The organism is Umezawaea sp. Da 62-37, from assembly GCF_032460545.1.
Classification (GTDB): domain Bacteria; phylum Actinomycetota; class Actinomycetes; order Mycobacteriales; family Pseudonocardiaceae; genus Umezawaea.
Genome location: NZ_CP135965.1, coordinates 6,195,803 through 6,215,965, shown reverse-complemented (window position 1 = coordinate 6,215,965; position 20,163 = coordinate 6,195,803). Strand labels below are relative to the sequence as shown.

Annotated in this window: 22 protein-coding genes and 1 tRNA gene; 7 read left to right on the top strand and 16 right to left on the bottom strand. The window is 68.2% G+C overall.

Translation table 11 applies throughout. The annotated features are described in order from the left end of the window. Positions 1–18: 18 nt before the first annotated feature. Genes eis through RM788_RS28615 form a run of 3 tightly spaced genes read right to left on the bottom strand, consistent with a single transcriptional unit; the run spans position 19 to position 2,328 of the window. Positions 19–1,170 carry a GNAT family N-acetyltransferase gene (gene eis, locus RM788_RS28625; protein ID WP_315920762.1) on the bottom strand — a complete coding sequence of 384 codons (1,152 nt, stop codon included), beginning with the start codon at positions 1,168–1,170 and terminating at the stop codon, positions 19–21. A 10-nt stretch (positions 1,171–1,180) separates the two neighbouring features. Further along, positions 1,181–2,011: a 3-hydroxyacyl-CoA dehydrogenase family protein gene (locus RM788_RS28620; RefSeq protein WP_315920761.1), complete on the bottom strand. Its 831-nt coding sequence runs from the start codon at positions 2,009–2,011 to the stop codon at positions 1,181–1,183. Beyond that, positions 2,008–2,328, bottom strand: coding sequence for an EthD family reductase (locus RM788_RS28615; RefSeq protein WP_315920759.1), 321 nt, complete (start codon positions 2,326–2,328; stop codon positions 2,008–2,010). Before RM788_RS28615 ends, RM788_RS28620 begins: the two co-directional genes overlap by 4 nt. Before the next feature lie 91 nt (positions 2,329–2,419). Here RM788_RS28615 and RM788_RS28610 point away from each other — a divergent pair, with 91 nt between their 5' ends. The 3 genes from RM788_RS28610 (at position 2,420) to RM788_RS28600 (ending at position 5,440) form a co-directional block, all read left to right on the top strand. Further along, positions 2,420–3,085, top strand: coding sequence for a histidine phosphatase family protein (locus tag RM788_RS28610; protein ID WP_315920757.1), 666 nt, complete (start codon positions 2,420–2,422; stop codon positions 3,083–3,085). A gap of 121 nt (positions 3,086–3,206) precedes the next feature. Continuing rightward, entirely contained in the window at positions 3,207–3,860 is a 654-nt protein-coding gene (gene bluB, locus RM788_RS28605; RefSeq protein ID WP_315920755.1) for a 5,6-dimethylbenzimidazole synthase, read from the top strand. A 134-nt stretch (positions 3,861–3,994) separates the two neighbouring features. After that, entirely contained in the window at positions 3,995–5,440 is a 1,446-nt protein-coding gene (locus RM788_RS28600) for a GGDEF domain-containing protein (protein ID WP_315920752.1), read from the top strand. Between the two features lie 53 nt (positions 5,441–5,493). On the opposite strand, the gene RM788_RS28595 is transcribed toward RM788_RS28600, so the two are convergent. Next, positions 5,494–6,141, bottom strand: a complete 648-nt coding sequence (locus RM788_RS28595) for a response regulator (protein WP_315920750.1) — start codon at positions 6,139–6,141, stop codon at positions 5,494–5,496. A 172-nt stretch (positions 6,142–6,313) separates the two neighbouring features. Continuing rightward, positions 6,314–6,955, bottom strand: a complete 642-nt coding sequence (locus RM788_RS28590; RefSeq protein ID WP_315920748.1) for a peptidoglycan recognition protein family protein — start codon at positions 6,953–6,955, stop codon at positions 6,314–6,316. A gap of 150 nt (positions 6,956–7,105) precedes the next feature. On the opposite strand from RM788_RS28590, the gene RM788_RS28585 reads away from it, so the two are divergent. Further along, on the top strand, positions 7,106–10,306 hold the full coding sequence (locus RM788_RS28585; protein ID WP_315920746.1) for a penicillin acylase family protein: 3,201 nt from the start codon (positions 7,106–7,108) through the stop codon (positions 10,304–10,306). Between the two features lie 72 nt (positions 10,307–10,378). Here the strand turns inward: RM788_RS28585 and RM788_RS28580 are convergent, their stop codons facing one another. Beyond that, positions 10,379–11,125 carry an FkbM family methyltransferase gene (locus tag RM788_RS28580; protein WP_315920744.1) on the bottom strand — a complete coding sequence of 249 codons (747 nt, stop codon included), beginning with the start codon at positions 11,123–11,125 and terminating at the stop codon, positions 10,379–10,381. 93 nt (positions 11,126–11,218) lie between these two features. Between RM788_RS28580 and RM788_RS28575 the strand changes: the two genes are divergently transcribed. Then, positions 11,219–11,291 (top strand) — tRNA-Arg (locus tag RM788_RS28575). A 207-nt stretch (positions 11,292–11,498) separates the two neighbouring features. Here RM788_RS28575 and RM788_RS28570 read toward each other — a convergent pair. The 9 genes from RM788_RS28570 to RM788_RS28530 form a co-directional block, all read right to left on the bottom strand. Beyond that, entirely contained in the window at positions 11,499–12,866 is a 1,368-nt protein-coding gene (locus RM788_RS28570; protein WP_315920742.1) for a tyrosine-type recombinase/integrase, read from the bottom strand. Beyond that, entirely contained in the window at positions 12,863–13,069 is a 207-nt protein-coding gene (locus tag RM788_RS28565) for a helix-turn-helix transcriptional regulator (protein WP_315920740.1), read from the bottom strand. Before RM788_RS28565 ends, RM788_RS28570 begins: the two co-directional genes overlap by 4 nt. A 15-nt stretch (positions 13,070–13,084) precedes the next feature. Further along, positions 13,085–14,689 (bottom strand): replication initiator, encoded by a 1,605-nt coding sequence (locus RM788_RS28560; protein ID WP_315920738.1) that lies wholly within the window; start codon positions 14,687–14,689, stop codon positions 13,085–13,087. Beyond that, positions 14,686–16,032, bottom strand: coding sequence for an FtsK/SpoIIIE domain-containing protein (locus RM788_RS28555; protein ID WP_315920736.1), 1,347 nt, complete (start codon positions 16,030–16,032; stop codon positions 14,686–14,688). The genes RM788_RS28560 and RM788_RS28555 overlap by 4 nt, the downstream gene beginning before the upstream one ends. A gap of 122 nt (positions 16,033–16,154) precedes the next feature. Next, entirely contained in the window at positions 16,155–16,448 is a 294-nt protein-coding gene (locus tag RM788_RS28550) for a hypothetical protein (protein WP_315920734.1), read from the bottom strand. A 420-nt stretch (positions 16,449–16,868) separates the two neighbouring features. Next, positions 16,869–17,225, bottom strand: a complete 357-nt coding sequence (locus tag RM788_RS28545) for a helix-turn-helix domain-containing protein (protein ID WP_315920732.1) — start codon at positions 17,223–17,225, stop codon at positions 16,869–16,871. 41 nt (positions 17,226–17,266) lie between these two features. Next, positions 17,267–17,524, bottom strand: a complete 258-nt coding sequence (locus RM788_RS28540) for a hypothetical protein (protein WP_315920730.1) — start codon at positions 17,522–17,524, stop codon at positions 17,267–17,269. Then, a complete protein-coding gene (locus RM788_RS28535; RefSeq protein ID WP_315920727.1) occupies positions 17,524–17,709 on the bottom strand; it encodes a hypothetical protein in 186 nt (61 codons plus the stop codon). Before RM788_RS28535 ends, RM788_RS28540 begins: the two co-directional genes overlap by 1 nt. A gap of 27 nt (positions 17,710–17,736) precedes the next feature. Next, on the bottom strand, positions 17,737–18,144 hold the full coding sequence (locus RM788_RS28530; protein WP_315920725.1) for a plasmid replication, integration and excision activator: 408 nt from the start codon (positions 18,142–18,144) through the stop codon (positions 17,737–17,739). A 205-nt stretch (positions 18,145–18,349) separates the two neighbouring features. On the opposite strand from RM788_RS28530, the gene RM788_RS28525 reads away from it, so the two are divergent. Next, the gene (locus RM788_RS28525) at positions 18,350–19,093 is read left to right on the top strand and encodes a DUF5919 domain-containing protein (protein WP_106185554.1); all 744 of its coding nucleotides are present in this window, start codon (positions 18,350–18,352) and stop codon (positions 19,091–19,093) included. A 10-nt stretch (positions 19,094–19,103) separates the two neighbouring features. Further along, positions 19,104–19,577: an NUDIX hydrolase gene (locus RM788_RS28520; RefSeq protein WP_315920723.1), complete on the top strand. Its 474-nt coding sequence runs from the start codon at positions 19,104–19,106 to the stop codon at positions 19,575–19,577. Here the strand turns inward: RM788_RS28520 and RM788_RS28515 are convergent. Then, a complete protein-coding gene (locus RM788_RS28515; RefSeq protein ID WP_315920721.1) occupies positions 19,562–20,158 on the bottom strand; it encodes an HD domain-containing protein in 597 nt (198 codons plus the stop codon). The genes RM788_RS28520 and RM788_RS28515 overlap by 16 nt on opposite strands. Between the last annotated feature and the right edge of the window lie 5 nt (positions 20,159–20,163).

Here is a 20,163-nt window from a genome sequence, read left to right as displayed (position 1 = left end):
CCGGCCAGCGTAGGTGGGCTAGAAGAAGTCGGCGAGGCGCGGGGTTCCGGGTGCGGCCACCAGCCGGTCCAGCAGCGGCGCCCCGCCCTCCAGCAGTCCGGCGCGGCGCAGCGCGTGGGTGCTCTGCATCCCGGAGAACCACGGCCCGAGCGCGCGGGCGTGCACGCGCACCGCGCCCGTCCCGCCCGGCTCGACCCGCACGCCGTCGTCCTCCACGACCAGCCGCCGCGGGCCCGCGTGCCACGGGGCGTGCGGGTCGACGACGTCGAGGTCCACGGCGGCCGGCCGCAGCCCCTCGGCGTTCGGCCAGCCGCGGGCGGCGACGGCGGCGGGCAGGTCGACGACGCGGAGCATCCACTGGGAGGTCTTCACGTCGTTGTGGATGGCCTGCGAGGTGAGCAGGTCGGTGAACGCGGGGTCGGCCAGCCGCAGCGATACCACGCCCAGCACGCCCGCCCACGAGGTCAGCTCGGCCAGCAGGGTGAGCTGGGTGTCCAGGTCGAGGCCGATCAGGTCGTGCGCCTTGAGCCGCTCGCGCTCCCGGTCGGCGGTCAGGTAGCCGCGCAGGACGCCCTCGTCGTCGTGCGCGACGGTGGCCACGTCCAGGTCGAGCAGCTGCTCCGGCGCGAACGTCGGGGCGTGCCTGTCCAGCAGGCCGTCCGCGGTGGCCGCGAAGGCGTTGTAGAGGGCGTGCACGTCGTCCAGGTCGTCCGCGGTGGCCCGGCGGGTGGTGAGCCTGCGCGGCGCCTTCGGCGACATCAGCAGCCGGTCCATCGGGAAGTCGACCCGTTCGTGGACGCCCGCGCGCTCCCAACCGCGCCCCCGGTAGAGGGCGGGCACGGTCGGGTAGAGCACCGAGATCGCCTGGCCCTGCTCGCGCATCGTGCGCAGGGCCGTGTCCAGCAGCGCGGAGGCGACGCCGCGGCCGCGGGCGTGCGGGTCGACCACTACGCCGCCGATGCCGCCCATGGGCACCGCGCGGCCGCCGAAGTACTGGGCGAAGTCGTTGATCAGCAGCGAGCCGACCGGCTGCCCGTCCCGCTCGGCGAGCAGGCCGAGCCTGCCGGGCGTGACGAGGCGCTCCGGCGGCGGCGCGGAACTCGCGAACGCGAGCTTGCGCATCCGGAAAACTGTCCCGCGGTCGGCCTCGGTGTACTCCCTGATCTCCACGCGCACCTGCCTACCAGGTGAAGAACCCCTGGCCGGACTTGCGCCCCAGTTCCCCCCTCGCGACCTTGTCGCGCAGCAGCGCGGGCGGTTCGAAGCGCGGTCCCAGCTCGGCGGCGAGGTGTTCGGCGATGGCCAGCCGGACGTCCAGGCCCACCAGGTCGGTCAGCCTGAGCGGGCCCATCGGCCAGCCGTAGCCCAGCCGCATGCCGGTGTCGACGTCCTCGGCCGCGGCCACGCCCTCCTCCAGCATCCGGATGGCCTCCATGCCGACCGCGACGCCGAGCCGCGAGGTGGCGAAGCCCGGTGAGTCGCGGACCTCGATCACGGTCTTGCCGAGCGCCTCGGCCCAGCCGCGGACCTTCGCCACGACCTCGGGCGCCACGCCAGCGTGGTGGACCAGCTCGACGAGCTCCTGGACGGGGACGGGGTTGAAGAAGTGCATCCCGACCAGGCGGTCGCCGGGCAGGCCGTCGGCCAGCGCGGTGATCGACAGCGAGGACGTGTTCGAGGCCAGCACCGCCGTGGGGCAAACGCTTGCGACCCGGCCGAGGACGGTCCGCTTGAGGTCGATCCGCTCCGGGACGGCCTCGACCACCAGCTCGGCGGTCGGCGGCAGCGCGGCCAGGTCGTCGACCACGACGAGCCTGGTCAGCAGCTCCTCGGGCGTCGCGGCCAGCTTGCCGCGCTCGGCCGCCTTGGCCAGCGACCTCCGCACGGCGCCGCGGGCGGCCTCGGCCCGTTCGGCGCCCGCCTCGGCCACGGTCACGTCGTGCCCGCCCGCCAGCAGCAGGTGCGCGATGCCCGCGCCCATGGTGCCGCCGCCGACCACCGCCGCGATCACTGCGCGACCACCTCGGCGGTGAACATCGCGACCAGCTCCAGGCCGCCGATCTCGGACAGGTTCGCGCCCGCGGCGTGCCACTCCGGCGACTGGAACGCCGCCTTCATGACGGCGGCGGACTCGAAGTACATCTCCGCGATGACGTGCAGGCCGGTGTCGCCGAGGAAGCCGGGCACCAGCACGCGGTCGACCTTGGCCACCTCGGCGCGCAGCAGACCGGGGGTCTTCTCCACGATCGGGAGGTGCGTCGCGAAGTACTTCTCGTCGAAGTCGGCCACGTCGGCGGGCGTCTTGTAGAGGGCGATGCACTTGATCATGTGACACTCCCTGTCGATTTTCGCACCGGACTGTAACAGCGGAATCCGGTCCGCCGGGTGCTCCACCCGGACCTACCCCCAAGATGGTGGGGTGCGGATCATCCTCCTGCGACACGGCCAGAGCCTCGGCAACGTGGACGAGTCGGCGTACTGCCGGGTCCCCGACCACTCGCTGCCCCTCACCCCCCTCGGCGAGCGGCAGGCGCACGCCGCCGGTCCCAAGGTGAAGCGGCTGATCGGCGACGGGCCGGTGGCGGTCTACGTCAGCCCCTACCTGCGGACGCGCAGGACGCTGGCCGGGCTCGGGCTCGGCGGCGTGGTGGACCGGGTGATCGCCGAACCCCGGCTGCGCGAGCAGGACTGGGGGAACCTCCAGGACCCGGTGCAGCAGGAGGTGCTCAAGCACCAGCGGCACGCGTTCGGGCACTTCTTCTTCCGACTGCCCAACGGGGAGTCCGGCGCCGACGTGGACGACCGGCTGGCCGCGTTCCTCGGGGAGCTGGAACTGCGGATGCGCGCGGAGTCCGACCACCCGCAGACCGTGCTGGTGGTCTCGCACGGGCTCACCATCCGGCTGCTGTGCCGACGGCTGTTCTCGTGGAGCGTGGAGCTGTTCGAGTCGCTGTCGAACCTGGACACCTGCGAGGCCCGCGTGCTCGACCACGACGGGACGGGGTGGCGGCTGGACCGGCCGTTCACGCAGTGGCGCGACTCGCCGGACGGCGAGACGCAGGCGCAGGCGGCGCCCCGCCGCTGACGGGCGACTGTCCACAATGGTCTCCGGAACCGAGTCGAGGGCGTCTCCGACCGCGCGGGTGTGACCGGGTCCGCACCCCGCGGACGGTGGCGGCCGCGTCCGGGTGCGGCACCATCGGCCGATGAGCATCAGCGAGAAGGTGGCGGGCCTCTACGAGGTGCTGCACCGCCGCCGTGACACCAGGGGCGAGTTCACCGGCGCCCCGATCCCTCCCGAGGCGCTGCACCGCGTCCTGACGGCCGCCCACGCCGCGCCCAGCGTCGGCCTTTCCCAGCCGTGGGACTTCATCCTGGTCCGCGACGAGACCACCCGGCGCGCCTTCCGCGACCACGTGAACGCCGAGCGCAGCATGTTCGCCGCGCAGCTCGACGGCGAGCGCGCGGAGCTGTTCGACCGCATCAAGGTCGAGGGGATCCTCGAGTCCACGCTCGGGATCGCGGTCACCTACGACCCGGAACGCGGCTCCCCCGCCGTGCTCGGACGGCACGCCATCGCGGACGCGGGGCTCTACTCCGTTTGCCTCGCCATCCAGAACCTGTGGCTCGCGGCGACCGCCGAAGGCCTCGGCGTGGGGTGGGTGAGCTTCTACCGGGAAGACGCTCTGCGTCGATTGCTGCACATTCCGGCCAGATTGCGGCCGGTCGCGTGGCTCTGCGTCGGACCCGTGGCAGGGTTGCCGGGCAAGCCCGATCTGGAGCGAGTCGGATGGCGCAACCGGATACCCGTCGAAGACGTCATGCACCACGAGCGGTACGGGGAGCGTTCCTCCCGGTAGCCTGTTGTGGCCGTGCCGGCAGCGGCGGGACCCGCGTTCCCGCTCGGCAAGTCGGAATGGAGTGTCGAGCACGAGTGGAGCAGCGCGATCCGCTGACAGCGGGATACGTGACGCACATGGACCTCAGGGTCCGAGTGTTGATCAACGCTGGGCGTTTACCCGAGGCCAACGCCCTGTTCGACGAGGTGCTCACCAAGGCGCCGCCCGGCGCAGACCGATGGGTCCACTCGGCCATCCTGCTGCACAGGGCCGCCATGGCGTGGCGGCTCGGCCGGATCCCGCTCGCGCTGGAACTCGCCGCCGAGGGCTGGCTGGACTTCGACGAGGAGACGACGGACCACCCCGCCGCGGCGCAGACCCTGGGAACACTGGGCTATCTGCTCGAAGGAATGGGCCATCGGCACGGCGCGCTGGACATCATGCGCAAGGCCGTGACGATCGCCCGCCGCTCCAACGGCCCGGACGCGTTGGCGCAGTGCCTGCAACGCCTGGGCGGCACGCTGAACTTCCGCGCGGCCTCCGGCCTTCCCGCCGCCGCGCCCGCGATCTTCGAGGAGGCGAGGGGCCACCTCGCCGAGGGCCTCACCCTCAACACCGTGGACGACCACATCCACCGCGCGCTGCTCGGCGCGTACAGCCGTTCGCTGGCCGGGGTCGGCGAACTGGACCACGCCGAGGAGGTCGCCAGGCAGGTGCTGGCACTGGCGCTGGAAGCCAAGGACCAGTGGGGCAACGCGGTCGGGAACTGGGTGCTGGCGGCGGTGCGCCGCGAACGCGGTGAGCTGGTGAGCGCCCGGACGCTGGCCAGCCGTTCCGTCGCGGCGGCCCAGATCATCAACGACAACTCGCTGATGCTGCGCTTCTCCCTCGACCTGGCGGGCATCTGCGCCGAGATGGACGACTCCGTCGGCGAGGCCGCCGCGCTGCGGTGCAGCGTCCTCGCGGGCACGAAGGCGAACGAGTCGCTCCAGGAAGGCCTGGGACAGGCACTGGAGCAGCGCCTGCTGGCCATCCAGGCGCAGCAGGCGAAGGTCGCGGCGGAGGAGGCCGCGGCCCGCGATCCGTTGACGGGACTGGCGAACAGGCTCGGACTGGAACGGGCGGCGGCCCTGCTGCTGGAGAGCACGGCCTCCCGCGGCCGGGTGCCGTGGCTGGTGCTGGTGGACGTGGACTGGTTCAAGGGCGTGAACGACGACGCCGGGCACGCCGCCGGTGACGCCGCGCTGCGCGAGATCGCCCAACTGCTGCGCCGCGAGTGCCGCACGGACGACCTGGTGGCCCGCTGGGCCGGTGACGAGTTCGTCGTCCTGCTCGGCGACAACGGCAACACCGAGCACGAGGTGGGACCGACCGTGGCCGAGCGGATCCGCGCGGCCGTGGACGGGCACGACTGGTCGATGGTGCTGGGCACGGCCCGGCGCCCGACGGTCAGCATCGGCGTGGCGGCGGGACCGGCGAAGCTGGACCAGCTGTTCGCGGCGGCGGACATGGCCCTGTACCGGGCGAAGCGGCACGGCCGCAACCGCGTGGAGGTCGAGCCCTCGGTGCACGAGATCACCGAGACGATGAGCGGGAACTAGGAGCTGTCTCCCGGATCTCCGACGAGATCCGGGAAACGGCTTTCCCCTTGGTGCTAGGCGATCAACCCGCCGCGGAAGGCCACCAGGGCGGCCTGGACGCGGTTGACCGCACCGATCTTCCCGAGCACCGACGAGACGTAGCCCTTGACCGTGGCCTCGGACAAGTGCAACGTGCCACCGATCTCCGCGTTGGACATCCCCTGCCCGATGAGCACGAGCACCTCGCGCTCGCGTTCGGACAGCATCGCCAGCAGACGACGCGCGGGCTCCGCCGCCCGTTCACCGTCGGCCACCGCCGCGAGAACCCGTGCCGCCACACCGGGATCCAGCACCGCGCCACCCCTTGCGAGGTCGCGCACCGCCTTCACCAGCTGCTCCGGCTCGGTGTCCTTCAGCAGGAAACCGCTGGCGCCCAGGCGTAGGGCCTCGCTGACGTACTCGTCCACGTCGAACGTGGTGAGCATGGCGATCTTCGGCGGATCGGGCAGCGTGCGCAGCCTGCGCAACGCCACCAGCCCGTCGTTGGACCGCATGCGGATGTCCAGCAGGACCACGTGCGGACGGTGCTGACGTGCCAGGTCGGCCACCAGATGCCCGTCGTCGCACTCGGCCACTACTTCGATGTCACCGGCGCTGCTCAGGATCATGCGAAGGCCGGACCGGACGAGGTCCTCGTCGTCGGCCAGCATCACCTTGATCACGACGCCTCCCCGAGTTGGCGTTTCGTGTTCATACAGGGTCAGCATCGCGCACGAATGCGCAAGCTGGCGTTAATTCGACGTTATCTCACCATGTGGTAGGACGTTTGCCCAGCGTTGCGGCTGATGGGAGGGCTCCCATCAGACCGTTCACAGTTGCCAGGAGGAAACGCGGTCAGCCGAGCACGCGCGCGACTTCCTGCCGCAGGCGCGGCAGCAGGGAGTAAAGCTTGTCCCCCGGGCACACGGTGTCGTCGTAGTGGTCGCGGTGGCCGTCGATGGCCGCGGGCGCGATCCCGTAGCGCTCGCAGGTGTAGACGCAGAACGACACCAACGAGTCCCACTGCTCCCGCGGCGGTTCCTCCGCCGTGTAGAGGCCCTCGTTCTCGATGCCGATGGCGATCCGGTTCTGGCCGGGGCAGTGCGCGCCCTCGACGAGCCGGTCGCCCGCGCGCAGCGCGTCGAGGCTGCCGTGCCTGCCCTCCATCAGGAAGCCGCCGCGGCTGTTGGTGAAGTGCTGCCCCGAGTCGAGCCAGCCGTTGACGTCCATGTGCCGGTCCTGGATCCACCTGGCGTGCTCGAAGGCGTGCGCCTCGGAGTAGTCGGTGACGTTGTCGGTGGCCGTGTGGTGGACCAGGATCCGCTCGGGCTTGCCGTACACCAGCGTCGTCGGCGCGGACGGCGGACGGGCGCCCCAGTCGTCGCAGGTCCGGATCGGCAGGTCCGGCGCGTTCGCCGCGCTCGCGGGGGTCGCGCCCAGTCCCAGGAGCAGCCCGGACGCGGCCACCCCGCCCAGCAGCGTTCGTCGTCGCACCATGTTCACTTTTTTCCCTATGCGGGACCACTCGGTCAACTGGCAACTTCCTTTACCAGCCGATCGGGGCAAATAAACGTGAAACCCTTTCAGAAAAGTTCGGGAAAACGTAACGTGCGCCACACCAGTCCTGCATGGAAGGAGCTTCGCGTCATGCGGAGAGCCGCCCTACCCCTGGTCGTGGCCGCCCTGCTGGCCACCGCCTCCATCTCCACCGCGCCGGCACAGGCCGCACCCGCGACACCGACCACCACCGCGTTCGCCGCGGACGACTACTGCCTCGGCCAGTGCAACGACATCCTGCCTCCCGGCAACAACGGCAACGCCACGCTGGCCGACATCCTGGCGCACAAGGTCTTCGGGACCCGCCCCGCGCACGCGGCCGACCAGCTCCCGAAGTACGACGCCCTGTCCTCCGGCTACCAGGGGCTGACCAACGAGCAGCTGAGCACGTTCTTCAACGACGCCTCGTTCGGCGTGGCCGCCGACCAGGTCGAGAGCACGACCAAGCCGCGCTCGGACGTGACCATCATCCGGGACAAGGCCATCGGGATGCCGCACGTCTACGGCACCACCCGGTCCGGCACCGAGTTCGGTGCGGGCTACGCCGCCGCGCAGGACCGGCTGTGGCTGATGGACGTGTTCCGCCACCTCGGCCGCAGCCAGCTCACCGGCTTCGCGGGCGGCGCCGAGGGCAACCGCGTGCTGGAGCAGAGCTTCTACTCGCAGATCGGCTACACCGAGGCGGACCTGCAGACCCAGATCGACCGGGTCGCGGCCAGCGGACCCCGTGGCGCGCAGGCGAACCAGGACGTCAACGACTACATCTCCGGCATCAACGCCTACATCACCCAGTCCGTCTCGGCGCGGAACTTCCCCGGCGAGTACGTGCTCAGCGGGCACGCGGACTCGATCACCAACTGGAACGACATCCAGCCGTTCAAGGCCACCGACATGGTCGCGATCGCGTCCGTCGTCGGCGGGCTGTTCGGCTCCGGCGGCGGCGGCGAGGTGCAGTCCGCGCTGGTCCGGTTGGCGGCGCAGAACAAGTACGGCGCCACCGTCGGCGAGCAGGTGTGGAAGTCGTTCCGGGAGCAGAACGACCCGGAGGCCGTGCTGACCGTGCACGACGGCAGCCGCTACCCGTACTCCGCGAGCCCGGCGAACCCGCAGGGCGTCGTGATGCCGGACGCGGGTTCGGTCACCCCCGAGCCGATGGTCTACGACCAGGTCGGCAACGCCTCCGCCCCGGCCGCCACGACCATCGCCGCCGGTGAGCTGGAGCCCGCGCAGGGCATCTTCGCCGACGGCGTGCTGCCCGCGGACCTGCTCAACCGCAAGCACGGCATGTCCAACGCGCTCGTCGTGTCCGGCGCGCACACCGACACCGGCAACCCGATCGCCGTGTTCGGCCCGCAGACCGGCTACTTCGCGCCGCAGCTGCTGATGCTCCAGGAGCTCAACGGCCCCGGCATCAGCGCGCGCGGCGTGTCCTTCGCCGGTGTCGGCATGTACGTGCAGCTCGGCCGCGGCCAGGACTACTCCTGGAGCGCGACCTCGGCGTCGCAGGACATCGTCGACACCTACGCCGTCGACCTGTGCGAGCCCGACGGCAAGCCCGCCACCAAGGCGTCCAACCACTACCTGCTGCGCGGCCAGTGCGTGGCCATGGAGCGGTTGGAGCGCAAGAACGCCTGGAAGCCGACCGTCGCGGACGGCACGGCGGCCGGGTCGTACACGCTGGTCGTGTACCGGACGAAGTACGGGCTGGTGCAGAGCCGCGCCACGGTCGGCGGCAAACCGGTCGCGTTCTCCGCGCTGCGGTCGACCTACCTGCACGAGGTGGACCCGATCGTCGGGTTCCAGGAGTTCAACGACCCCGGCGCCATCCGTTCGGCGCAGGACTTCCAGCGAGCGGCCGAGCACATCGGGTACGCGTTCAACTGGTTCTACGTCGACTCCAAGGACACCGCGTACTTCAACTCCGGCACCAACCCGGTGCGCAAGGCCGGGGTCGACCCGAACCTGCCGATCAAGGCGGCCCAGCAGTACGAGTGGCAGGACTGGGACCCGAACACCAACACCGCGCGGTACACGCCCGCGGCGCAGCACCCCCAGTCGCTGAACCAGGACTACTACATCAGCTGGAACAACAAGCAGGCGCTGGACTTCACCTCGTCCGGCTTCGGCAACGGCTCCGTGCACCGCGGCGACCTGCTCGACGACCGCGTCAAGGCGCTGATCGCCAACGGCGGCAAGGCCTCGCGGGCGTCGGTCACCAAGGCGATGTCCGAGGCCGCGGGCGCCGACCTGCGCGCCGAGCAGGTGCTCCCCGACCTGCTGCGGGTGATCGAGAAGTCCGCGGTCACCGACCCCGCGCTGGCAGCCACCGTGCAGAAGCTCAAGGCGTGGCAGCAGTCCGGCTCGCTGCGACGCGAGACGACCAAGGGCAGCAAGGTCTACAACCACGCCGAGGCGATCCGCGTGCTCGACGCGTGGTGGCCCAGGCTGGTCCAGGCCGAGTTCCAGCCCGGTCTGGGCCCGGACCTCTACGGCGAGCTCGTGAAGGCCGTCCAGGTCGACGAGGCGCCCTCGGACACCCACGGCGCGGCCCCGCACAAGGGCTCGTCGTTCCAGTACGGCTGGTGGAGCTACGTCGACAAGGACATCCGGCGCGTGCTGGGCGACCAGGTCGCGGGGCCGTTGACCGGCACGTACTGCGGTGGCGGCGACGTGACGGCGTGCCGGACCGTGCTGCTGGACAGCCTCAAGGCGGCGGCGGCCGTGCCCGCCAACCAGGTCTACCCCGGTGACGCGGACTGCGCCGCGGGCGACCAGTGGTGCGCCGACTCGGTGATCCACCGCGCGATGGGCGGCATCACCCAGGACAAGATCCAGTGGCAGAACCGGCCCACCTACCAGCAGGTCGTGCAGTTCCCCGCCCGTCGCGGCAACACCGTCGCGAACATCGCGCAGGGGCGCACCGCCACGGCCAGCAGCTACGAGCGCGGGGTGTACAACTCGCCGCCCGCCAACGCGGTCGACGGCAACCCCTCCACCAGGTGGGCCAGCGACTGGAGCGACAGCCAGTGGCTCAGCGTCGACCTGGGGGCCGTCCAGCGGGTCGGCCGCGCGGTGCTGAGGTGGGAGGCGTCGTTCGGGAAGGGCTACCGGATCGAGGTCTCCACCGACGGTGCCCAGTGGCGGCAGGTTTTCGTTACGACTGAAGGCAACGGCGTCACGGACAACGTGGCCTTCGCGCCGACCGACGCGCGTTTCATACGAATGACGGGTACCCAACGCGGTACGACTTACGGATACTCTCTCTACGAACTCGAGGTCTACCCGCAGTAGACCACTTCCGAGGAAGACCCCGGTCCACCCCCAGGGACCGGGGTCTTCCGCCTTTTCCAGGTTTTTTCCAGGTCAGCGCGGCACGAACAGGTAGTTGCGCACGTCGGGGTCGATCCGCGTGACCTCCCGCCACCCGCCCTGCTTCCAGACCCTCATGCCGTAGCCGCGCTCACCGAGCCACGCCACCACGTCCTCCGCCCGGTACCCGAACCGCGCGACGTGCCGCTCCTCGATCTCCAGCAGCAACTTCGGCCGAAGCCGCTCGATCACCCCGGCGCCCCCTTCGAGCACCCGCAGCTCCGCCCCCTCGACGTCCGCCTTCACGAAGTCCAGCCGCGTGATCCCGTGGTCGGCGACGAACGAGTCCAACGTCTGCGTCCGCACCACCACCTCCAGGTGCTCCTCGAACTCCACGTTCGACCCAAGCCCCTTCGCCCCCGCCGTGAGGAACGACCGCCCGGTCACCGGCGACCCGTGCCGCACCGGCACGCTCATCACCTCCCGCCCCTCAGCGGTTCCCAGCGCTACGGAATGCCGCACCACGTTCCGCCCCTCGCGCGGGCGGAGGATGTACGACAACGCCGGATGCGCGAACACCAGCGGCTCAACGCTGTGGACAGTCCCTTGTGGACCCACGAGCTGCGCCAACGTCACCGTGTACAACCCGAGCGCGGCCCCGATGTCCACACACACGTCCCCGGCGCGAACCACCCCCCGCAACCCCACCAACTCGGGCTCCACGAACGGCGTCACCCGCGCCAACACCCTCAACCCAGCAGCAACAGCGGCCCCGCGCACGTCAACCAAGTTCTGCGTCACCCACCCAAGACTAGGCACCCCCACCCACCCATGAGGGCCCCCACCACATTTCCCCCCGACGACGCCGGTAAGCTACCCACCAGCACCAGCCCCGCCCTCGTAGCTCAGGGGATAGAGCATCGGTTTCCTAAACCGTGTGTCGCAGGTTCGAATCCTGCCGGGGGCACTCACCTTTCGCCGGGTGAATCAGGCCCTGAGCAGCGGAAACGCGCTCGGGGCTTGATCTTTTAGCGGGTGCGCCGTATGCCACTGTCGGCCGGAATATGCCCCTCTTTGCCACCGTTCACGGACTCCTCACGGACTGGCTTTGGCCAATACGTGCCCAAGCGAAAGGCCCCCAGGACGCTCCCAGGGGCTACGTTCCGACTGTCGATCACTGGTCGAAGAGTCCTTCAATCGTGTTGTTGACCGTCTCCCGCTGCCCGTCGATGCACTTCGCGTAGACCTTCAACAGGACGTCCACCGAGTGCCCCGCCCGCTCCGCCACCTCGGTAGCCGGTACCCCACCGTTCAACCACAACGAGACTGCGGCGTGCCGCAAATCGTACGGCCGACCAGCCAACGGCGAGGCAGCCTGAGCAGGCATGAGTGCGTACTGACGTGCGTCATCCCAAACCCGGTAGTACGTCGAGGACGACACCACCCCGCCGTTGGGTGACCGGAACAGCCGCCCGTCCGGCCCGACCCCGTACCGGTCGAGGTGATCACGCAGGATGCGGACAAGCACCGGCGGAATCGGCACGATCCGCACCTCCTTCCGAGCCCGATGCTTCAATCCGCGCCGGTCGTGCACCTCCCCCGAATCCGTCCACCGCTTCCCCGCCGCCGGTCGCGACTCCCCCAGCGCCAACGCACCCCACCCGCTCTCAGGCAGCGTGCAGTCATCCTCACGCAGCCCCAACCCCTCAGCCGGACGAGCCGCCGCGTAGTAGCCGACCGCGAAGAACGCGGCGAGGTGCGCACCCCGATCCTTGTTCCGCTTCCCGACATACGTCACGGCCGTCAGCAGCTCTCCGACCTGCTTGGGATTGGCGACCACACGCGGGTCCACCTGGTCCACGACCTTGGACACCTTCCGCTTGATCCGGCTCAGCGGGTTGTCCGGGATCAGCTCCAACTCGACGGCGTAGGACAGCAGGTTGAACAGCACCGCCCGCTTGCGCTGGTACACCGAAGCAGCCGCGGACTTCCCATCCAGCTTCGCTGCCAAGGCATCCAACACCGCCCGCGCCGCCACCGCGTCTGTCAGCTCGTACAACGGCCGCGAGTTCCGCCTGAGCCAGTCGATGACGTCCCGATCAACATCGGACACCTCGCCATCCCGAGTAGTCGGAGGCAACAGGGTCCGCGACAGCACTCCGCGAAGCTCCGTGACCTCCGGCCGACCGACTCCATCCCGGACGAACACCGCCCCCGCAGTAGCCAGAGCCTCCACCGTGCTCCCCCGCGTGGTCGCAGCAGCATCGCCCCACTTCAAGTCCATATAGGACTGTGCGAAGTCCAGGAACGACAACGAGTTCCGCCGCCGATGCTCACCAAGTGGCAACCCGCTCTCAACGTCGAACGGCTCACCATGACGCGCCGCCTGACTCAGCTCAGACAGCCTGCTGGTCGCCAGCGCCTTCGTCGCGTACCACTCCGAGTGCTCGACACCATCCGTCAGCCACCGCACCGGATACGGCCGCTTCCGCCCCTCACGCCGCTTGATCTCCCAGAACTTGACCTTGAACGTGGTAGTCATGCCGCCGCCCCGTAGAGACCGTCAAGCCAGGCGACGAAGTCCGCCCGCTTGCACCGCAACTCCCCATTGGGCAGCGAGAAGCAACGCGGCCCCTTACCGGTCTGCCGCCACTTGTAGAACGTGTCCCGCGAAACCCCACCGAGGGCTTCCAGGATCTCCGGAACGGTCATCAGTTCCGCGATCTCACGAACCTTGCCTGACATGGTTCCCCCCCTCGTTTACGCAGCGTGCGAAGTTGCCGAACCCTCTGGCGGACCAGCCGACGCGAGTAACGCCGCCGTGTATTCCGCCTTCCACCGCTGCCGCTCAGCGACGGCCCGCAGCAACAGGTGTTGGCGCGGCGGAACGTTCGGGTCACCGGGCTGAACGTTGTTCCACGCGAGCCGCGCGGGCTGGTCGTCCTGGGTGATGCCGACGTCCGCGAGCAGTTGCCGAACGAACGCCTTCCGGTCGTGCTTGTGGTCAGCGAGCGACTTCCCGGACCACTTCCTCGACACCAGGACCCGCCGTCCAGCTACGCCGAGAGTGGTGCGCTTGTGCGCCTTTCCTTTGCACAGCCCCGGATTCATCGACAGCCGAGCACTCCGAGGCTGAATGCCGTAGAGCAGCCACACCGCACACTGCGGCGAACACGGCGTCACAGCCAGCTCGTCACAGAGCCGTTCGGCGTGGCGTTCCTGCCGAGCCGTTCCCGCCTGGTGGCACTCCGCGATGCTCTTGGTCAGGTACTTGGTCAAGTACCCGATGTGCCGCCCGGCCTCCGGAGTGCCGCCGAGGATGCCCTTGGAATGCACCTGGACCCCGAAGCGCGCGACGTGAGCAGGCTTCTCCACCTGGTCTAGCGCTTCCTCCCAGGTAGGCAGAGCCGCCCGCGTCTGCGGGTCAACGAAGCCCTTCGCCCGCACGTCCCACACCGGCAGCCGGTCACCCGAGTACTTGATCTCATCGTGCGATGGCCACCAGACCTGGTGATACGTCGCCTCAGCGACCGCCCGCAGCTCAGCCCGCGAGATGCTGCCCCGGATGGCCGCATGCCAATGCGGCGCCAACCTCCGCTGCGGCTCCACCGTCGAGAAGTACTGAACATCCCAGCCCACACAGCGCCGCAAGTTCTGTACGAACCGGTCCAACAGCGCGGCAAAGTGCACCGCGTCCCGAGCCGCCCGCCGGTAGTCGTACCGATCCGGGTCAACCGGGGTGCCGTCCGAGCGCACCTTGCCGTAGCTGTCGAGGGTCAGGGTGAGGAACGTGGACGGCCGGTACTTCTCGCCGAACACCGCGCCCACGGTGCGTTTCTGCACCGGCCGCCGAGGCAGGTTCGCCGCATCCTGCCGCCGCTTGGTCGACCGCTTCCGAGCAGCCCGAGGACGCGGTTCCAGAGACGGAAGGTTCCCGCGGACTCCCAGTTGCCGAAGTTCCGCGTCGACGGACGCGACCTCATCCCGCAGCTCATCGGCCCCTGTCTCGTCGTCCTCCTCCATCGCCTGTTGATAGGCCTTGACCAGGTCAGCCCGGTACTCGGTCAGTCCGCGCTGATCAGGCGTCGGCTCGTTCGGCGTGAAGTCAGGTTCTTCGGTCAGGTGCCAGCCCTCACGGCACTGCGCCATCCGCAACCGCCGGTTCTTCTCAGCGCAGGTCGGGCACACACTCGCGACCGTCGAGCCGCATGGGATGGGGACGATCTCCACCCGCCCCGTGTCCAGGTCAATCCGCTCCTTGGCCAACGGCCGGACACAGACGCCGTGCTGCTCCGCCACCGCACGAGCCACATCGAACGCCGCAGGCTGCTTCATCCGGTCAGCGCGGTTCAAGTACTCGCTCATGCCGCCGCGCTCCCTTCGCCAGCAGGCAAACCGGGGAAGTCGTGGACCGTGGCGCGAGCGAAGTAGGCACCCAACTCGACCAAGTCCGCATCGGTGACGTGAAAGGCCCGAGCCCGCTCCGGTTCCCGCTGCCCGTCCGTCTTGAGCCAGGCCACACCAGGGGTGTTCTCGCTGATCTCGTGAGCAGCCGCGCCCCGTTGCCGAACGCCATCACCAAGCACCATGTCCACCTGCTGTGGCTCATCGAGCCGCAACGCCACACGGGTGGTGAACAGGTGCCGGAACGACACGACTTCCTTGCGCGGGTCCTGGACCAGGCCCACGAGGGCGTAGCCGGGTGCACGCCCCTGAGAGGTGATCGTCTGGATAGCCCGCGAGGCACGCTCCCGCAGCTGCTTGTCCGGCTGGTAGGCGATCAGGTCCGCCAGCTCATCCACGATCAGGACCGTGAACGGCTCCCCCGTCGACCGCGCCCACAACCTCCGAACACCTCGGTAGCGCGAGGCCCGTTCCTTCACCTCAGCAGCGATCTCCTCCAACAACGCCACCGCGTCAGGCCCGTTGTCGTAGACGACCCGATCGAACGCCTCCGGGCACTGCCCCAGCTCCATCCCACCCTTGGGATCGATGCCCACCAGGCGCACCAGCCCAGCACGAACGGCGGGCGCGAGCTGCCACACGATCGACCACAGGACCGAGCCCTTGCCCGCGCCAGGCACGCCCACGACGAGGAGCTGAGACCCCAACAGCCGCAGCGTCCAGGCCCGTCCGGTCTCGGTAAGCCCGACCACGATCTTCTTGAGATTCACTGCGGACTCATCCACCGAAAGCGCAGGTACAGGCACCGGACGCGACAGCGGATCGGAGTGGATGAAGTCCAGTTCCAGCAGCCGAGGCCGCAACACCCGCACCCGGCACGACCGCGCGTTGAACGAGTGCGCCAGGTTCTCCCGTCGCGCTTCCCACTGCTCCGGGGACTGCGCCGGGATCATCCGCACCCGAACCCGGTCCCGCCACCCCTCGGACCGCACACGACGCAGCCGAGGCCGGTATTCCTTGCCCCGCTGGGCTTTCGCGAGATCGGACAGCCGCATCACGGTCCGCCACTGCGGCACGTACACCGTCGCCCGCCGCCACTCAGTCAGCACCCGGTACCAGCCGTGCCGCAGGAACGACGGCAGATCCAGACGCGCCCAGACGAAGCCGCCCGCAACCAACGACAGCAACGCCAACACCAGCGGCGACAGACCCCAGGTGGCGTACATCCAGTAGCCCGACACCGACGCCAGCACCGTCACCGGGTACCGAACGGCAACGAGCACCAGGCGCACGAGCAGCCACACCGCGACCCCGACCAACGCGAACGGAGCCGCCACGACCTTGGTCCACCCTGGCAGGTACGCCCACCACGGAACCCGAGGCCGATACCCCTCGAACGGAGCCGGATCAACCCACCTGTTGCCCCTCATCGCGCACCGCCCGAGCACGCGACGCACTGGAAGACGCTGCCCACACTCGGAATGCGACCCACCGGCTGGAACGCCTCGGATCCGCTACCGCACTGGACTTTGCACGTCAGGCACTCGAATCCCTCAACTTGCGCGGCAGTCAGCTCCAAGGTCTCCAACCGGCCGCCGTCGAGCAGCACGGCATAGGTGGAGACGGTCTGCTTGGCGGAGATCATCTGATCCCACTGCCGCCGTTTGGCTGCCCTGTCTGGCGCGGGAATGCGCCCAGGCTCTACGCTCATCTCGTTCACTCCGTTACGCGTGGTGGACAGCGCAGGAGCGGCGAGGTTGGTAGCCGTTTTCCGCTCCTGCGTCTTACGCTTCCGTTGCGCCGCAACAAGACGCGCGGCATCACCGCGTGACCCCACAGGATCACACGCTCTGTCCTAAAAGGATTTTCTAGCGGCGCCTCCAGCGACAACGCCGAGGCACAATGCCCCGCTCAGCCATCCAGGCCGCACAGTCCCCGCAGTAGTCCACGGTCGCCCGAATCCAGGTACACCGACCGCACTTGCCAGCACACCGCTTGTTCTCGACCCGCACCCGCAACGGCCGCAACTCAGCCATCCGGCGCTCAACCGGGTCACACGACATGAAGCGCTCCAGGAAGCTCATCACTCACCTCCCCTCAGATGGGAGATCCGGGGCAGTCACCCACCCCGGACCACACCTCAGGCCTCGTTCAACGCCTCCACACCGACGTGCAAGGCACCCGCAGGCAAGTACCGCTCCGGCAGATCGGCGTAGAGCGCCAGGCCGTCGAGCGCCCGAACCTCACCGCGGACTGCCCGGTAGACGCCGGGCCGGAACGGGTCGCACTGCTCGCGGTACTGCTCCGCCACATCCCGGAACAGGTCCAACGGACTCACGTCGAACAGGTCGCAGTACACGCCGAGGACATGCGGCGACAGCCCACGATGACCACACTCGACCTTGGAAATCGCCGCCTCCGACATCCCGAACGCCCGAGCCATCGGGGCAGGCTTGATCCCCGCGTCCTGCCGCAGATCCCGCAGACGTGCACCCATGAGCCGGTTGTAATGCGCCCGCCGCGTCAACGGCCGCCCGCTCACCCCTGCACCGCCGGTTTCTCCGACAGCACGTGCCGCCCCTCCCGGCTGTCGAGGTGATCCGCGAGCTTCCCCGCCTCCCGAGACAACTCCCGGCAGAACTTCGCCAGCACCTCCACCCCACCTGGAAACGGCGGCAACTGGATCGCCACATTCACCGGGTCCAGGTAGATCACCAGCGCGGGCAACTCATCGGTGATGTGCACCATCCCAGCCGCCGCATCCCGCCCCGGCGAGCACGTCACGTTGAATCCCATCAGCTCTGCCCCTTCTTCCTACGAGCGGCGTCGAGAGCTGCCTTGCCTTCAGAGATGGCCTGAGAAAGGCGTGGCAAGGCGTCGCGGTCGACGACCAGGACGGCGGGGAACGCGTTGCCGAGCCGAATCTCCACTCGTTCCGCGAACACGACCGGTTCGACGCGTATGGGGAGATCTGCGGTCACGTGCACCCGCACCATGTCAGCCACGGATCACGCGGCCTTTGGGACGCTCTTGGCAACGGCGGGCTTCATCCCGGTAGCCCGCAGGCTGTACCCGAGCTTCGCCCGGCACCGGTGACGCTCGCCCGCCGCACCCGACCGGCACCCCTTGTCATCGATCCACGGCGTGACCGTTAGCCCCTCGAACAGCACCGGCCGCACATCCGTACCGGGAATCGCCTCCGGCGGCACCGGCTGGTGAGCCGCCGCGATCTTCACCGTCACCACCGCGTCCGTCTTGCGCTCCGCCGCCTGATCGATGACCAGCACCGACCACACCGGCAGCCCATTCCCCTTGTCCGCCTCCTGCTCCACCGGGAGCCCCTTGGCCCGCTCGTCAGCGGACTGGAACTTGAGCACCGGCTCCACACCCATCACCAGCGCACCGCGCGGGAACACGAAGTCATGACCCGCCGGGAGCCTGCTCCCACCTGTGATCGCCATCTGCTGTCTCCTGTCGTCCGGGTCGGCTGGACCTGGTGTCCGGCTTTCTTGCCCCTTACGACTTTCGACCCGAAAGAGGGACGTCAGTACCGCATGGCGGGACAACTTAAGACGTCCTTGCTACTTTGAAGACGTCCCAACCAGTCTCAAGGGAGCGACCATGCCCAACCAGCGCCTACGGGATGCCTTGCTACGCAACGGTTTGAGCTTCGAGCACGTTGCCCGAGCCACCACCGTGGACCCCAAAACGGTTGAACGTTGGATCACCCGCGACCGCACTCCGTACCCACGTCACCGGCACGTCATCGCGTCCATGGTCAAGGAGTCCGAGACGTACCTGTGGCCGAACGCGCTGGCCAAGGACGCCAAGAAGGAGATCAACGAGTCCGAGGTGGTGCAGGTCTACGCACACCGGCACTCGATCTCCGCGGACGTGTGGCGGCACATGCTCGACGGAGCCAAGCTCAACGTCTCGATCCTGGTCTACTCAGGAATGTTCCTGGTTGACAACCCAGCCCTGATCCGCACCCTGCGCCAGAAGGCAGAGGAGGGCGTCAAGATCCGCATCCTCCTAGGCGACCCGGCCAGCCGCGAGGTAGCCCGCCGCAGCGAGGAGGAAGGCATCGGCAAGGGCACTCTCGCCGCCAAGGTCCGCAACGCCCTCGCGTTCTTCAAGCCACTGGCCGATAGCGGACATGCCGAGGTCAGGTGCCACAAGACCACGCTCTACAACTCGATCTACCGCTTCGACGACGAGATGCTCATCAACACCCACGTACTCGGCTTCATGGCAGGTCACGCCCCTGTACTGCACCTGCGACGCCTGTCCGGAGGGGACTTGTTCGAGACGTACGCGGAGAGCTTCCAGGGCGTCTGGGACGCCGCCAAGCCGCCGAAGTGGTAGGCAGGTAGACATGGCGCGCACCGATCACTACCACGACCCCAACGCCCCCAAGGCGACCAACATCGTGGTGGCGGTGACCGCCTTCGTACAGGATGCACAGGGCCGCCTGCTCATGATCAGGCGCACCGACAATGACCTCTACTCGATCCCCGGCGGTGCACAGGACGTTGGCGAAACCATCGGGCACACCGTCATCCGCGAGGTCAAGGAGGAGACCGGAGTCGACGTAGAACCCGTCGAAATCATCGGCGTATACTCCGATCCAGCTCATGTAATATCTTATAGCGATGGCGAAGTGCGACAGCAATTCTCCATTTGCTTCAGAGCTAAATCTATCTCCGGCTCGCTACGTACAAGCAGCGAGTCAAGCGAGGTGCATTGGGTAAGTCAAAAGGAACTAGACTCGTTGAACATTCATCCGTCGATCCGACTTCGAATTAGGCACGGTTTCGAAGGGGGCAATCCACCCTATTTCGCAGTATAGTCGATCTCCGCCATGCGGAGGTGTTCTTCAATTCGTTCGACAGTCCCGGTTAGCGTATTCTTGGCTTGCCGAATAAAGAAGGTAACCAGGTCTTCTGGACCATACCGCTTCTCGATCTCATCTATCCGTTCATTCACAGTTGTAGCTTGTCCATCTGGCGTCGTTGTCATGTCAGCCCACCACAAAGCATCTCTAAGCAACGTCTGCTCGTCTTCCCAACCCGCCAACTCCATCGATAGTCCGCGCAGTTCGGCCTCCTGATATGCGCAAGAGTGATGAGCTACCAATGCACACAAACGCAAAGGAGCACCCGCCTCCGTCAAAAAGCGCGCGCCGTCCAGCGCATGAAATCCCGTCTGAGCCAACGCGGGAGAATATCCGATGTCATGAAGAAGCGCAGCACATACGAGCAGCTCGGCATCCGAATCTTTAAAGAGACCACCAATAGACCCAGCACGCTTCGCTACACCTTGGACATGCCTCCAGCGCCGAGGCAAAGATTTTTTTAGAAGCTCTTTAGACAGCTCATAACAGCCATTCTCAGACCATGTATGAGGACGCACGAGCCACCGCCCACTCATATAAA

What these genes read in the sequence shown, in the direction of transcription:
- RM788_RS28615 (WP_315920759.1), bottom strand. Translation starts at nt 2,328, where the DNA reads ATGATCAAGTGCATCGCCCTCTACAAGACGCCCGCCGACGTGGCCGAC.
- RM788_RS28540 (WP_315920730.1), bottom strand. Translation starts at nt 17,524, where the DNA reads ATGGGATTCAACGTGACGTGCTCGCCGGGGCGGGATGCGGCGGCTGGG.
- RM788_RS28560 (WP_315920738.1), bottom strand. Translation starts at nt 14,689, where the DNA reads ATGAGCGAGTACTTGAACCGCGCTGACCGGATGAAGCAGCCTGCGGCG.
- RM788_RS28585 (WP_315920746.1), top strand. Translation starts at nt 7,106, where the DNA reads ATGCGGAGAGCCGCCCTACCCCTGGTCGTGGCCGCCCTGCTGGCCACC.
- RM788_RS28545 (WP_315920732.1), bottom strand. Translation starts at nt 17,225, where the DNA reads ATGGGTGCACGTCTGCGGGATCTGCGGCAGGACGCGGGGATCAAGCCT.
- RM788_RS28520 (WP_315920723.1), top strand. Translation starts at nt 19,104, where the DNA reads ATGGCGCGCACCGATCACTACCACGACCCCAACGCCCCCAAGGCGACC.
- RM788_RS28570 (WP_315920742.1), bottom strand. Translation starts at nt 12,866, where the DNA reads ATGACTACCACGTTCAAGGTCAAGTTCTGGGAGATCAAGCGGCGTGAG.
- RM788_RS28565 (WP_315920740.1), bottom strand. Translation starts at nt 13,069, where the DNA reads ATGTCAGGCAAGGTTCGTGAGATCGCGGAACTGATGACCGTTCCGGAG.
- RM788_RS28525 (WP_106185554.1), top strand. Translation starts at nt 18,350, where the DNA reads ATGCCCAACCAGCGCCTACGGGATGCCTTGCTACGCAACGGTTTGAGC.
- RM788_RS28515 (WP_315920721.1), bottom strand. Translation starts at nt 20,158, where the DNA reads ATGAGTGGGCGGTGGCTCGTGCGTCCTCATACATGGTCTGAGAATGGC.
- RM788_RS28590 (WP_315920748.1), bottom strand. Translation starts at nt 6,955, where the DNA reads ATGGTGCGACGACGAACGCTGCTGGGCGGGGTGGCCGCGTCCGGGCTG.
- bluB (WP_315920755.1), top strand. Translation starts at nt 3,207, where the DNA reads ATGAGCATCAGCGAGAAGGTGGCGGGCCTCTACGAGGTGCTGCACCGC.